General features: G+C 37.5%; 16 protein-coding genes. 15 read left to right on the forward strand and 1 reads right to left on the reverse strand.

The features are described from left to right. Window positions 1-264 precede the first annotated feature (264 nt). The 7 genes from mnmE (at window position 265) to TE34_RS03530 (ending at window position 8,357) form a co-directional block, all read left to right on the forward strand. The gene (mnmE, locus tag TE34_RS03500) at window positions 265-1,644 is read left to right on the forward strand and encodes a tRNA uridine-5-carboxymethylaminomethyl(34) synthesis GTPase MnmE (RefSeq protein WP_047983445.1); all 1,380 of its coding nucleotides are present in this window, start codon (window positions 265-267) and stop codon (window positions 1,642-1,644) included. Window positions 1,645-1,889: 245 nt separating this feature from the next. Further along, window positions 1,890-3,776: a tRNA uridine-5-carboxymethylaminomethyl(34) synthesis enzyme MnmG gene (gene mnmG / locus TE34_RS03505; protein WP_047983446.1), complete on the forward strand. Its 1,887-nt coding sequence runs from the start codon at window positions 1,890-1,892 to the stop codon at window positions 3,774-3,776. 75 nt (window positions 3,777-3,851) lie between these two features. Continuing rightward, complete coding sequence (rsmG, locus tag TE34_RS03510) at window positions 3,852-4,568, forward strand: 16S rRNA (guanine(527)-N(7))-methyltransferase RsmG (protein ID WP_047983447.1); 717 nt, start codon at window positions 3,852-3,854, stop codon at window positions 4,566-4,568. Window positions 4,569-4,841: 273 nt separating this feature from the next. After that, window positions 4,842-5,699 (forward strand): nucleoid occlusion protein, encoded by an 858-nt coding sequence (gene noc, locus TE34_RS03515; RefSeq protein ID WP_047983507.1) that lies wholly within the window; start codon window positions 4,842-4,844, stop codon window positions 5,697-5,699. 179 nt (window positions 5,700-5,878) lie between these two features. After that, entirely contained in the window at window positions 5,879-6,652 is a 774-nt protein-coding gene (locus tag TE34_RS03520; protein WP_047983448.1) for a ParA family protein, read from the forward strand. After that, complete coding sequence (locus tag TE34_RS03525) at window positions 6,633-7,469, forward strand: ParB/RepB/Spo0J family partition protein (protein ID WP_047983449.1); 837 nt, start codon at window positions 6,633-6,635, stop codon at window positions 7,467-7,469. The genes TE34_RS03520 and TE34_RS03525 overlap by 20 nt, the downstream gene beginning before the upstream one ends. A 183-nt stretch (window positions 7,470-7,652) precedes the next feature. Then, complete coding sequence (locus tag TE34_RS03530) at window positions 7,653-8,357, forward strand: DUF554 domain-containing protein (protein WP_047983450.1); 705 nt, start codon at window positions 7,653-7,655, stop codon at window positions 8,355-8,357. 39 nt (window positions 8,358-8,396) lie between these two features. On the opposite strand, the gene yyaC is transcribed toward TE34_RS03530, so the two are convergent. Next, window positions 8,397-9,014, reverse strand: coding sequence for a spore protease YyaC (gene yyaC / locus TE34_RS03535; protein WP_047983451.1), 618 nt, complete (start codon window positions 9,012-9,014; stop codon window positions 8,397-8,399). 167 nt (window positions 9,015-9,181) lie between these two features. Here yyaC and TE34_RS03540 point away from each other — a divergent pair, with 167 nt between their 5' ends. The 8 genes from TE34_RS03540 to map all read left to right on the forward strand — a co-directional run bounded on the left by TE34_RS03540 (window position 9,182) and on the right by map (window position 14,480). Beyond that, window positions 9,182-10,195 (forward strand): YkvI family membrane protein, encoded by a 1,014-nt coding sequence (locus TE34_RS03540; RefSeq protein ID WP_047983452.1) that lies wholly within the window; start codon window positions 9,182-9,184, stop codon window positions 10,193-10,195. Between the two features lie 41 nt (window positions 10,196-10,236). Further along, a complete protein-coding gene (locus TE34_RS03545; protein WP_047983453.1) occupies window positions 10,237-10,434 on the forward strand; it encodes a DUF951 domain-containing protein in 198 nt (65 codons plus the stop codon). A gap of 215 nt (window positions 10,435-10,649) precedes the next feature. Further along, window positions 10,650-11,750, forward strand: coding sequence for a redox-regulated ATPase YchF (gene ychF, locus TE34_RS03555; RefSeq protein ID WP_047983455.1), 1,101 nt, complete (start codon window positions 10,650-10,652; stop codon window positions 11,748-11,750). A gap of 418 nt (window positions 11,751-12,168) precedes the next feature. Then, the gene (gene rpsF, locus TE34_RS03560; RefSeq protein ID WP_047983456.1) at window positions 12,169-12,459 is read left to right on the forward strand and encodes a 30S ribosomal protein S6; all 291 of its coding nucleotides are present in this window, start codon (window positions 12,169-12,171) and stop codon (window positions 12,457-12,459) included. 15 nt (window positions 12,460-12,474) lie between these two features. Further along, window positions 12,475-12,966, forward strand: coding sequence for a single-stranded DNA-binding protein (ssb, locus tag TE34_RS03565; RefSeq protein WP_047983457.1), 492 nt, complete (start codon window positions 12,475-12,477; stop codon window positions 12,964-12,966). Window positions 12,967-13,013: 47 nt separating this feature from the next. Next, window positions 13,014-13,247 (forward strand): 30S ribosomal protein S18, encoded by a 234-nt coding sequence (gene rpsR, locus TE34_RS03570; RefSeq protein ID WP_047983458.1) that lies wholly within the window; start codon window positions 13,014-13,016, stop codon window positions 13,245-13,247. A gap of 124 nt (window positions 13,248-13,371) precedes the next feature. Next, window positions 13,372-13,632, forward strand: a complete 261-nt coding sequence (locus tag TE34_RS03575) for a hypothetical protein (RefSeq protein ID WP_053074955.1) — start codon at window positions 13,372-13,374, stop codon at window positions 13,630-13,632. A 107-nt stretch (window positions 13,633-13,739) separates the two neighbouring features. Next, complete coding sequence (gene map / locus TE34_RS03580; RefSeq protein WP_047983459.1) at window positions 13,740-14,480, forward strand: type I methionyl aminopeptidase; 741 nt, start codon at window positions 13,740-13,742, stop codon at window positions 14,478-14,480. Window positions 14,481-14,709 lie beyond the last annotated feature (229 nt).

Below are 14,709 nucleotides of genomic sequence, written 5' to 3' on the forward strand. Positions count from 1 at the left end.
TATGGGTTGAGGTTCTTTTCTTATATTTAAAGTAATATGGAAACATAATTGTGCATAACTAATAAAGTTGGCATAGATAAACTTATCCACATGTGAATAAGTTCAGAAAGTACAAAAATATATTTATTCTTGTGGATAAGTTTATTTTTGGTTTGATTTGTGTTAATCTATTAAGTTAGTGACGGTAAAATTTCCGTTGCTATAAAATGTGGATAAAAATGTAGGTTTTTATATAGATTGAAAGTGAAAAGTGGAGGTGAAAAAATGTTTGAGACAGACACAATTACGGCGATTTCTACGCCAATAGGTGAGGGTGCAATTTCGATTGTTCGTTTAAGTGGAAAAGATGCGATCGGAATAACTTCGAAGATATATAAAGGAAAAGAGTTAGAGAAGGTAGATTCCCATACGATTCATTATGGTAAAATTATTGATCCAGTAACCAATGAGGTTGCGGAAGAAGTAATGGTAACGGTAATGCGTGGGCCAAAAACGTTTACCCGTGAAGATGTAGTAGAAATCAATTGTCACGGTGGATTAGTGTCGGTTAATCGTGTATTGGAAATCATATTGAGTCAGGGTGCAAGGTTAGCAGAGCCAGGTGAATTTACGAAGCGTGCATTTTTAAATGGGAGAATCGATTTATCCCAAGCAGAAGCGGTAATGGATTTGATTCGTGCGAAGACAGATAAAGCAATGAATGTTGCTCTAAAGCAAATGGATGGTCGTTTGTCTGCTTTAATTAAAAAGTACCGACAATCACTACTGGAAACTGTTGCACATGTTGAGGTAAATATCGATTACCCGGAATATGATGATGTAGAAGAAATGTCACAGGATATGATGCGTCAAAAGACGAAGGAAGTTCATGCAGAGATTGAGGAGCTTCTTAGTGTGGCAAAACAAGGGAAGATACTACGCGAGGGAATTGCAACTGCCATCATTGGTCGTCCAAACGTGGGTAAATCCTCCTTATTGAATGCGTTAGTGCAGGAAAATAAAGCTATTGTTACCGATATTCCAGGTACAACAAGAGATATTATTGAGGAATATGTCAATGTTAGAGGTATTCCATTACGATTAGTGGACACAGCAGGAATTCGTGAAACAGAAGATATTGTAGAACGAATTGGTGTAGAGCGTTCTCGACAGGCGTTGAAAGAAGCGGATCTCATTCTGTTAGTATTGAATCATAATGAAGAGTTATCAGAAGAAGACTTACGACTTTTTGAAGCAGTAAAAGGTCTAGAATATATCGTTATTATTAATAAAACAGACTTAGAACAGAAGTTAGATATTGAGCAAGTGAAAGAATTAGTAGGGGATCGTACCATCGTTTCCACTTCTTTATTAAAAGAAGAAGGAATCGATGAACTAGAGTCCGCCATCGCAAAATCCTTCTTTGCAGGAGATATCGACACAGGCGACCTAACCTACGTATCCAACGTAAGACACATCCAACTACTAAAACAAGCCAAACAAGCACTAGAAGACGCCATGGAAGCCCTAGAACTAGGAATGCCCCTAGACATCGTCCAAATCGACGTAACCAGAACATGGGAATTCCTAGGCGAAATCATCGGCGACACAGCAAGCGACAGCCTAATAGATCAACTGTTTTCACAGTTCTGTTTAGGGAAATAATATTTTAAAATGATGTTTTAAGTATAGTTATACCATGTTATTATTAATTTTTGAAAGTTGCACTGAGCGGTTGGAATACACGGAGACTCCTACGGGAATAGTGAGCAGGGTGAGACCCCGCAGGACGAAGTCCGAGGAGGCTCACCGTTCACCCCGTGGAAAGCGGAGTGTATTCCAACCGCGGTTCCAGTCATTAATTATACTTTTTATAGAATATAAATGAAAATAAGAAAGGAATGAACATTATGGTATATGATGCAGGGCGTTTTGACACGATTGTTATCGGTGCAGGTCATGCCGGTGTAGAAGCAGGTCTTGCAGCAGCAAGAATGGGCGCAAAAACCCTAATGCTAACACTAAACCTAGACATGATCGCTTTCATGCCATGTAACCCATCAGTAGGTGGCCCAGCAAAAGGTATCGTCGTACGTGAAATTGATGCCTTAGGTGGCGAAATGGCAAAAACCATCGATAAAAGCTATATCCAAATGCGTATGCTAAACACAGGAAAAGGCCCTGCTGTTCAAGCATTACGTGCACAAGCGGATAAGCCGATTTATATAAAAGAAATGAAACAAACATTAGAAAATCAAGAAAATCTTACAATTCGTCAAGGAATGGTCGATAAAATCTTTGTTGAAGATGGTATATGTAAGGGAGTAATTACTGAAACAGGAGCACTATACCAAGCAGAAACAGTAATTATTACAACAGGAACATTCATGCGTGGTAAAGTTCTCATGGGAGACCTAGAATACGAAAGTGGTCCAAACAACCAACGTACTTCCGTTAAGCTTTCTGAGAACCTAGAAGAACTAGGAATTGAATTAACTCGTTTTAAAACTGGTACACCACCACGTGTAAACAGTCATACGATTGATTACTCAAAAACAGAAATTCAACCTGGTGATGATAAGCCTCAAGGTTTTTCCTATGAGACAAAAGAATTCATTATGGACCAAATTCCATGTTGGTTAACATATACAAATGAATTCACACACCAAGTTATTAATGAAAACTTAGGACTTTCTGCGATGTATTCTGGTGCAAAACGTGGTACTGGCCCACGCTACTGTCCTTCAATAGAAGATAAAATTGTGCGTTTTAATGATAAACCACGTCATCAAATCTTCTTAGAGCCAGAGGGAAGAGATACAGAAGAAGTGTATGTACAAGGCTTGTCTACTTCCTTACCAGAGTCTGTTCAACATAAAATACTTCGTTCTATACCTGGCCTAGAAAAAGCAGAAATGATGCGTCCAGGTTATGCAATTGAATATGATGCAGTAGTGCCAACACAACTTTGGCCAACTTTAGAGCTAAAGAAAATTCCTGGATTATTTACGGCTGGTCAAATAAACGGTACTTCTGGTTATGAAGAAGCAGCTGCTCAAGGAATCATGGCTGGTATTAATGCGGCAGCAAAAGTTCTCGGAAAAGAACCAGTTATTTTAGACCGTTCTCAAGCTTATATTGGTGTATTAATCGATGACCTTGTAACAAAGGGAACAAAAGAACCATACCGTCTATTAACATCACGTGCGGAATATCGTCTATTATTACGTCACGATAATGCCGATCTTCGTTTAACGGATATCGGTCATGAATTAGGGCTGATTTCTGAAGAACGTTATGAACAGTTTGAAAAGAAAAAGCAACTAGTTGAGGAAGAAAAGGCTAGACTACGTAAAGTTACCATTAAGCCTACTCCTGAAGTGCAAGCAATGCTTGAAAGTGCAAATGCTACGGCATTACGAGAGCCAATGAAAGCTTATGATTTACTCAAGCGTCCCGAGTTAAATTACGATAAGATTGACTCAGTCATCGAATCGAATGAAGGACTATCAGCTGATGTAAAAGAACAAGTTGAAATACAAATTAAGTACGAGGGGTATATTAAAAAGGCGAATGAACAAGTGGAACGTATGAAGAAGATGGAAGACAAGAAGATTCCAGAAGATCTTGATTACGATGCAATAAGTGGCCTTGCAACAGAAGCAAGACAAAAGCTACAATTAGTTCGTCCTTTGTCCGTTGGGCAAGCATCACGTATTTCTGGTGTAAACCCAGCAGATATATCGATTCTACTGATTTATATTGAACAAGGAAGAATTGCAAAGGTAGCGAATTAATACCTTTTAGGGGTCAGATCTAATAGGGGGTCTGACCCCTATCTATACATAAAGCTAAAAAGGAGTTATTTATCTATGAATCCAACTCAATTTGCAGCTGAATTAGAAAAGAAGGGCATCTTACTAACGGACAGGCAGTTAGAACAATTTAGCATCTATTTCGAAACACTAGTGGAATGGAATGAAAAAATAAATCTAACTGCGCTAACTGCGGAAGAAGATGTCTATTTAAAGCATTTTTATGATTCGATTTCAGCGGCTTTGTACCATGATTTTACGAAGAAGCAGCATATTTGTGATGTAGGTGCTGGTGCAGGCTTTCCTAGTCTTCCATTAAAAATATGTTTCCCGCATCTAAAGGTAACGATCGTAGACTCATTACAAAAGCGTATTGGTTTTCTAAATCACCTTGCGACCGAGCTAGAATTGACCGATGTTGCATTTTATCATGACCGAGCAGAAACATTCGGTAAAAATAGCAAATTCCGCGAGTCATTTGATACAGTAATGGCGAGAGCAGTAGCCAGAATGTCAGTACTAAGTGAACTATGCCTTCCACTTGCGAAGAAAAACGGTGTGTTTATTGCGATGAAGGGTGCTCAGGCAAAGGATGAACTACAAACTGGAAAAACTGCGGTTCAAGTGTTAGGGGGAGAAATAGACTCTACCCATACATTTACATTACCAGAAGAAAATAGTGAGCGTTCTATTGTAGTCATTACGAAAAAGAGGCAAACACCAAAGAAATACCCTCGCAAGCCAGGTACACCTAACAAAGAACCAATTGAATAAAACCGCGAATGAACAGGGAAAAATAGTACTTTTCCTGTTTTTTTGTCGAATGAGAAAATAGCACATGTCCAAGCTCTCCATGATGTGATAAAATAGGCTTAACGCTATTTCTATGGTAAAATATAATAGATTTCGTTTAGTTGATATGGGTATCTATTTACATATCTAGCAAAAATGTTTCACGTGAAACATTTTATAATAGAGAGAAATTCAGAATGATAGAGATACAAATCTATTAGTCTATCTTACTAAGATAAAAGGTGGTGTCTGATGGTGGTAAGTCCATTTAACCGTATTTTTGGTATTGGCGAAAAAGACAATGAAGTAGTTGAGGAAGAGGCCTATCATCCAGATGAAGTTATACAGCTTCCAGTCATACAAATTCAGCCAAATAGGTATCAACCAAGATCTGTTTTTAATGAGGAAAAGATAGAAGAACTTGCGAAAACAATAAATACACATGGTATTATCCAACCAATCGTTGTCCGTAAGATTGAGGAAAACAGCTATGAGATAATTGCAGGGGAACGTAGATGGCGAGCTGTTCAATTACTAGGTTGGGATAATGTATCTGCAATCATTCGTGATATGAATGATACACAAACAGCTTCTGTAGCGTTAATTGAGAACTTACAACGTGAAGAACTGACTGTGATTGAGGAAGCGATGGCATATGCTAGACTTCTTGAATTACAAGGTTTGACACAGGAAGCACTGGCACAACGCCTTGGTAAAAATCAATCAACCATTGCGAATAAGCTTCGTCTATTAAAATTACCAGAACCAGTGCAAGAAGCGCTTTTACAGAAACAGATTACCGAAAGACATGCTAGAGCGTTAATTAAATTAAAAGATGAAGCGATTCAACTGAAGCTTCTACAAGAGATTTTGGAACATGATCTAAACGTAAAACAAACGGAAGAGCGAATCGATAATATAAATGAAACAAAAGAGAAGCCGAAAAAGAAGAAACCGAAGCTAAAAGGTGTTAACAAGGACATCCGTATAGCGATGAATACGATTAGACAGTCGTTGAGCATGGTTTCTGATACTGGTATTGATATCGAATCGGATGAGCAGGACTTAGATGATTACTATCAAATTACAATAAAAATACCGAAGAAAAAATAATTACAGCCCCCATCTTTAGAGATGGGGATTTTTATGTGCTATATTCCACTCAATTTATGTCAATTTACTAGTAAAATAGTACAATATATTTCATTTCGATAAAAAATAGTAAATTTAATAGTTATTCCATCTGAAAAAGTGATAAAATAAATAGTATATTGTTTTAGGTAGGTGAAAATATGGGGAAGATTATGTCCATCGCTAACCAGAAGGGTGGCGTAGGGAAAACAACTTCATCAGTTAATCTAAGTGCCTGCTTAGCATACTTAGGGAACAAAGTGTTGTTAGTAGACATAGATCCACAAGGAAACGCGACTAGCGGCGTTGGAATAAATAAAGCAGATATGGATAAATGTATTTATAATGTACTAGTGGAAGATCTTCCAGCTCGTGAGGTTTGTGTACCCACAACTGTAGAAAATCTTGATATTATACCTGCAACGATTCAACTAGCAGGTGCAGAAATAGAACTAGTACCAACAATCTCTCGTGAAATTCGATTAAAAAAAGCATTAGATGAAGTACGTGATAACTATGATTATATTATTATAGATTGTCCTCCTTCACTTGGGCTTCTAACATTAAACGCATTGACCTCTTCCGATACAGTGTTGATTCCTGTTCAATGTGAATACTATGCGTTAGAGGGATTAAGCCAACTATTAAATACGATTCGTTTAGTGCAAAAGCACTTAAACAAAGAGTTAATGATAGAGGGTGTACTCCTTACAATGCTTGACGCAAGAACAAATCTAGGTCTTCAAGTGATAGAAGAAGTGAAAAAATACTTCCAAGATAAAGTCTATAATTCTATTATTCCAAGAAATGTACGATTAGGTGAAGCACCGAGTCATGGACAACCGATTATTACGTATGATCCAAAATCTAAAGGTGCAGAAGTATATCTTGAATTGGCGAAGGAAGTGATGGCTAATGGCACGAGGGTTGGGTAGAGGACTAGATGCATTTTTCCCTGAAATTAAGGAAAAAGATGATGATGTTGTTCAACAATTGCCGATTAAGGATTGCAGGCCGAATCCTTATCAGCCAAGAAAGACGTTTCATACGGATGCTATCGAAGAGCTAAAAGAGTCTATTTTAGAATTCGGTATTATTCAGCCACTAATTGTCCGTAAGAGTATTAAAGGTTTTGAGATTGTTGTAGGTGAAAGACGTTTTCGAGCTGCGAAAGAGGCTGGACTAACAGAAGTACCTGCGATAGTTAAGGACCTGACGGATGAGAAGATGATGGAATTAGCTCTGCTTGAAAACCTTCAACGTGAGGATTTATCTCCGATTGAAGAGGGGCAAGCTTATGCTAACCTGATGAAAGAATTAAACATTACGCAAGAGGAATTATCTAAACGTCTTGGGAAAAGCCGCTCACATATTGCGAATATGGTAAGATTGCTAGGACTCCCAGATCAAGTCATTGCTTATATTAATAATGGTGAGTTATCAATGGGTCATGGACGAGCACTACTCGGTTTAAAAGATAAAGATAATTTACTTCCTTTAGTGAATAAGATCCGCAATGAAAAGCTTAACGTAAGACAAGTTGAAAAGATAATTATTGCTTTGAACGAAAGACCTGTTAAGAAAAAGGCAAAACCGAAAAAGGATATTTTCCTACAAGAGCGCGAATCTGTATTGCGAGATAGGTTAGGAACTGCAGTTACTATCCAACGAGGCAAACGAAAAGGGAAAATTGAAATTGAATTTTATACAGATGATGACCTGGAACGAATTATTGAAGTATTAGAAGGTTAATAATCTGAAATGGAAGGACTGTGAGGCGAATAACTTACAGTCTTTTTTATTTTTTAAAACACATATAGACAAAGGTGTTCCATACATAGTATCATTAGTTCACATGAAATTGTTTCACGTGAAACATTTACGAGAAAAAGAACAGTTTAGTAGAGTATACAGCAGGAGAGAGGGTATCGAGATATGGCTTTATATGGAACGTTAGTTAATGGTGGACTAATTATTATTGGTAGTTTGCTTGGGTTGTTATTTACTAGAATACCAGAGCGCTACAAGGAAACAGTAATGCATGGAATTGGACTAGCTGTCGTGCTAATTGGATTGCAAATGGCGTTTACAACAGAAGTCATTATTGTTGTGTTATTAAGTCTCTTATCTGGTGCTATCATAGGGGAGTTACTTAATGTAGAGCACAAGTTGAATCAGTTCGGTGATTGGATCGGAAGTAAGTTTAAAACGAAGAAAAACAATAGCTCCGTATCACAAGGTTTTGTCACAGCATCACTAATTTTCGTAGTCGGAGCAATGGCAATTATCGGTGCGCTAGACAGTGGCATACGAGGTGACCATGAAATATTAATTACCAAGGGGATACTGGATGGCTTTGTGGCTCTTGTTTTAACAACAACGCTCGGATTTGGTGTTGCTTTATCAGTAATCCCTGTGATGTTATATCAAGGCTCAATTGCGCTATTGGCAACTCAGATTGAACGTTGGATTCCAGACTATTTCCTAAACGGTTTAATTGTAGAATTAACGGCAGTAGGTGGCTTACTTATTGTTGCTATCGGGCTGAATATGTTAAAAATTGTCCAAATTAGAATTGGAAACCTATTACCATCAATCGTAACGGTGGGGATAGTCTATTATATCTATCAATTATTTTAGAAAAAAGAGAGGATCCGTGAAGATTGGACTCCTCTCTTTTTATATGGGCTCTTTTTTGATAGATGGCATGAGTACTGCCGGCGTGACATAGCTCGATGTAAGTTTCTGATCAATAGCGTCTACAACATTGGCGATTTTCTTTGCCATTTCTACCACAATCGAAAGCCTAGTATTTTGCAAGACAGAATACTCCATAAATCCACTTATATTTACAACCCCAGTAATATGAACATCACCGACCGGAGGAAGGGGTTTGTTTAATGCTGCCCCAGGTTGAAGTGCTCCTTCACAAGCAATCACTTGCCCAACGGAACTAGTTTTACCCAAGCAAGCATCAACAGCAATGATAAACGCATTCTTATGCTGTTTGTTTATTAACTTTATATAATCCTCTAAATTTGTCGCATGTACAGGGTCATGGAGCGTACCGTATACCGTCATATGTCTTAGTTTCTTATCCATTAAGTAGGTACCTGTTAATGGCCCTAAGGAGTCCCCAGTTGAACGATCTGTTCCGACACAAACAACAACATATTCTTTTGGTATAGATGGTAACCAGGACGAAATGTGTTCACTCATGGATGGAATTAAATCTTTATCGGTATGTAACATTCTAATCGTTTCGTTTTTTTGCGATAAACGACTCTTTAGATTCATAGGTTCTCCTCCGCTAACATATTGTTATTAGTATACGGATTCGATTTTGATTTTATACATAAGGAAGTTAGTAATTTTATGCGGTTAAAATGCAGTTCAGTCAGCTAAAGAATCTAAATTAGATAAGTATACTTCTAATACCTAGATACATAATTGGAGGAGAAGCAATGTGGAAATCAGGATTTAAGTGGATGTTTCTTATTATTGGGACAACCATAGGAGCAGGATATGCATCAGGTAGGGAACTGTGGGAGTTTTTTGGCCATGGGAGTGGACTAGCTATTGTGTTGTTTGTCATATTCTTTGTGATGTCCTGCAATGTAATTATGACGATTAGTTATAAAAAATCTTCAACTGAATATCGACCAGTTTTAAAAGAAATCGTCGGAAAAAAACTATCTCCATTTTATGATGTGATGATATTTGTATATCTCTATACGACAACCGTTGTGATGATGTCAGGCAGTGGTGCAACAGGACAAGCGTTTAACTTTCCATACTGGTGGGGGATTGCCTTTATTGCTATCATGTTAGTCCTACTATTTTTGAAGGACATTAGTGGGTTACTATCGATTAACCAGATTATATTACCCATCCTTATTTTTGGTTTGCTTTATGTGCTCCTTACCTTTATTCATGATCAAAATCTTCACTTGTTTTCGCATTGGCGGGAGCAGCATAACTGGCCATCTGCATTTCCGTTTACAGCGCTCAATATTCTACCATTAATAGCTGTACTAGGGGCGGTTGGCGATAAAGTTACGTCAAAACAAGAGATATGGATAGCAAGTATCGGAAGTGGACTAACGCTAGGTATTGTAACCTATGTCTACAATAATAGTCTCATTCAAATTGCTGAAGAAATAATAGTCTTTGAAATACCGCTATTCGCTATATTAAGTAACTATCCATTCTATATGGTATTATTTATGTCTATCTTATTATGGTTTGCTATTTTTACAACAGCTGCGTCTGGCGTACTAGGAATTACAACTAGATTAGCTGGGTACTTTAAACTACCATTTTGGTTGCTTGTTGCGGCGATTTTAGCTACAATGATACCATTAACAACACTTGGATTTTCAACGTTAGTAAGTATCTTATATCCTTTATATGGATTGTTAAATTTATATGTGTTAACACGATTATTACTATTTCCGTTATGGAATAAAAACGGATAAATAATAGACTTTTCCAAAAACAATTAAAGGGGATGTACAAAATGGTGGATAAGGATTATCAATTACATGATATTGTACAAATGAAAAAACCCCATCCGTGTGGTGAAAATCGTTGGAAGATCATCCGCATGGGCATGGATATTCGAATTAAATGTATGGGCTGTGATCACAGTGTCATGATTCCCCGCCGAGATTTTACAAAGAAAATGAAAAAGATATTAGAAAAGGCGCCAGAATAATACTTTTGTATGGACTAATTTACTATAAAATGGTAAATTGTTTCATAGATAGATAGAGAAAACATAAAAATAATAGGGTAAAAAGCGAAAAATAGGCTTCTACTTGAGGCCTATTTTTGCTTTTTACTAGCTTGTCTTTTTTCATAGCAATATCTATAATTGAACTATCGAACGCGTTCAGAAGATGAATGGAATCCTTAAGGAGTGGAAAATACATGGCATTGACAGCAGGAATCGTCGGACTTCCAAACGTAGGAAAGTCTACATTATTTAATGCAATTACCCAAGCAGGCGCAGAGGCAGCTAACTATCCCTTTGCAACAATCGATCCGAATGTAGGTATGGTGGAAGTGCCTGATGAGCGCTTAAATAAATTAACCGAGTTAGTACAACCGAAAAAAACAGTACCAACAACATTTGAATTTACCGATATTGCTGGAATTGTAAAAGGTGCAAGTAAAGGTGAAGGATTAGGAAACCAATTCCTATCTCACATCAGGCAGGTGGATGCAATCTGTCAGGTTGTCCGTTGTTTTGTTGATGAAAACATCACACACGTGTCTGGGAAAGTAGATCCAATTGATGATATCGAAATTATCAATTTAGAGCTAATTCTAGCAGACTTGGAAACCGTCAATAAACGTTTCCAACGTGTTGAAAAGCTTGCAAGACAAAAGGACAAGGATGCACTTGTTGAATTTGAAGTGCTTTCCAAGTTAAAGACAGGTCTGGAAGAAGAAAAACCAGCTCGTGCGATTGAATTTACCGATGAGCAACAAAAAATGGTTAAAGGTCTTCACCTACTAACAAGCAAACCAATGCTATATGTAGCTAACGTTGGTGAAGATGAAATTGCTGAACCTGATAACAACCCAAATGTACAAAAAGTAAAAGAATATGCTAACAACGAAGGTGCAGAGGTCATTGTTATCTGCGCAAGAATTGAAGAAGAAATTTCAGAATTAGACCAAGAAGAAAAAGAAATGTTCTTAGAAGAACTAGGCATTACCGAGTCAGGCCTTGATAAGCTAATTAAAGCATCATACAGCCTATTAGGACTTGCAACATACTTTACAGCCGGAGTCCAAGAAGTACGCGCCTGGACGTTCCGAAAAGGCATTAAAGCACCACAAGCAGCAGGAATCATCCATACCGATTTCGAACGAGGATTTATCCGAGCAGAAACAGTCTCCTACAACGACCTAGTAGAAGCAGGCAACATGACAGTAGCCCGCGAAAGAGGAAAAGTACGCCTAGAAGGAAAAGACTACATCGTAAAAGACGGCGACGTAATACACTTCCGATTTAATGTTTAATTTAATTATGGTTTTTGTTAAATGGAAGTAGAAATTGAGCTACTGCACTGAGTGGCAAGAATACACGAAGACTCCTGCGGGAGGATAGGCCTAGGTGAGACCCCGCAAGAGCCTTGGCTCTGAGGAGGCTCACCAGCCGCCCGGCGGCAAGGTAGACACTGCGATGGTTTTTTCGAGCAGATGTCGCCCCTGTACTGGAAGTGAAAGCGAAGTGTATTCTGGCTGCGGGTTACGATCGACATCAATATATTGGCATTAGTATAACGTAAAAAAGGAATCTTCGAAGACTTGTTATTTCATATGAAATTTGCTATAATACACTATTGTGAGTAATGAAACTTAAATTACTCCTTGCTCTTGGTGCGAAAGTTCACTTTCAACAGACAAGGGCCGCTAAGACCAAAAGGAGGTGTAACGGATGAGAAAATACGAAATCATGTACATCATCCGCCCAGACATGGAAGAGGAAGCGCAAAAAGCTTTAATCGAGCGTTTCAACGGTATCTTAACAGATAACGGGGCGGAGATCGCAAACGTTAAAGAAGTAGGCAAAAAACGCCTAGCATATGAAATTAATGATTACCGTGATGGATATTATGTTTTAATTAACTTCTCTGGCGATGAAAAATCAGTTAATGAATTTGATCGTCTAGCTAAGTTCTCTGAAGATATTATTCGTCATATTGCAATTCGCGAAGATGATAAATAATAAGGAGTGGTTCTGATGTTAAATCGTGTCGTACTTGTCGGCAGGTTAACGAAGGATCCTGATTTACGTTATACACCGAATGGAGTAGCAGTAGCCAATTTTACAGTTGCCGTCAATCGTCCTTTCTCTAACCAACAAGGAAATAGAGAAGCCGATTTCATTAACTGTGTTATTTGGAGAAGACCTGCAGAAACTCTTGCTAACTATATGAAAAAAGGTAGTTTAATTGGTGTTGATGGACGAATTCAAACGCGTTCTTTTGAAGGTCAGGATGGAAAAATGGTTTATATAACAGAAGTTGTTGCAGATAGTGTACAGTTCTTAGAGTCCAAAGGTTCTTCCCAAGGACGCGGGGGACAAGACTATAATAATTCACCAGGATTCCAACAAAATCAGAACCAAAATAGAAACCAAAATCAAAACCAGAACCAAAATCAATATGACGATGATCCATTTAAAGATAATGGTGAGCCAATTGATATTTCTGATGATGATTTACCATTCTAATATAAATCAAATGAAAATATAAGAACTCATAAAAGGGAGGGTTACTAATGGCAGCTCGTCGTGGACGCGGTGGTAAGCGCCGTAAAGTGTGTTTCTTCACAGCTAACGGTATTACAAACATCGATTACAAAGACGTTGATCTTCTAAAGCGTTTCATTTCTGAACGTGGAAAAATTCTTCCTCGTCGTGTAACTGGAACTTCTGCAAAATATCAACGTAAACTTACAATTGCAATTAAACGTGCTCGTCAAATGGCTTTATTGCCATATGTGGCTGAGTAATAAGAACAGAGGTTATCTCAATTGAGGTAACCTCTTTCTTTTTATGAACAGGTACATAGGACGTTTCTGAAACTTTTTACTTAGAAGTTTCGTATAAATAATAAAGCGAATGGGGGGATAGGTAATGTTTTTCATACTCTTAATTTTCTCCATCCCGGTTTATATTTTTGGTTTTTGGGGTCTATATGAACCTGAAGAAAGTTATCTCTTTTTAGACCGATGGAGATATAAAGAAATTCCAGAGTTGTCGGATATACAGATTAAGTTGATCAAAATTGGAAGCGTAGTTGGTATGATTCTATGGACTTTGTTATTAATATACGCTGGAATTGAAACCTTTACGCCTGATCCACCATTACCAACTATTGGTATGTCGAATTATTAGATTGTATCAGCTTAATAATTTAGCCTTTTTGAAGAAAATAAGCTATCCTATTTGCTAGGGTCGAATAAATAATAACTAAAATATATAGTTTAAAGCGAGGATACACGATGATTGCAAAGACAGAAGAGGATTTTAAAGGATTAAAAGAAATAGGTAAAATATGTGGAGCAATTCGAAATGAATTAGTTCTACGTACGAAACCAGGAATTACAACAAAAGAACTGGATGAAATAGCTGGCAGGATGTTTGAAGATGCAGGAGCACTATCTGCACCAAAAGGAGAGTACGACTTTCCTGGTTATACGTGTATTAGTGTAAATGAAGAAGTTGCACACGGTATTCCAGGGGGACGTATCATTCAAGAAGGGGACCTTGTTAATATTGACGTTTCAGGTTCTAAGGATGGTTATTTCGCAGATACAGGTATTTCCTTCGTTGTTGGACAAGGAGAGGAAATATTGCAGAAAATCTGTGACGTTGCCAAAGAAGCTTTTGATGCAGGACTGGAGAAAGCTAAACCAGGTGCGAAAAAGAGCGCTCTTGGAAAAGCAGTACAAAATGTAGCCAAAAAGCATGGCTTAACTGTTATTAAAAATCTTACCGGACACGGTGTGGGACGCTCAATACATGAAGCTCCAGATCATATCTTCAATTATTTTTCTCGCTGGGATGACGAAATTCTAAAAGAGGGTATGGTTATTGCCTTTGAGCCGTTTATCTCGACATTAGAAGAGGAAGTTTACCAATCCAATGACGGTTGGACCTACTTAACTGATGATAGTTTTGTTGCTCAATATGAACATACGATTATTCTTACAAAAGAAGGACCGATTGTTACTACGTTGTAAAAGCATTTATACCATATAAACTTATGACTAATAAATAATGAGACATTTGTTAGTCATTTTTAATTGCTTAAAAGTTGTGATCAATCTGTATAACAAAATGGTTCAATATTCAATTGTCTATAGCTCATCAATAAATTACATAACAATTTAAAAAGCAATTAACTCTATATTCTCGATGTATTAATATCAACACTTATTTGACTGAATTTACAACGTATTAAGAATACCC

The sequence above is a fragment of the Ornithinibacillus californiensis genome (assembly GCF_001038485.1).
Classification (GTDB): Bacteria; Bacillota; Bacilli; order Bacillales; family Amphibacillaceae; genus Ornithinibacillus; species Ornithinibacillus californiensis.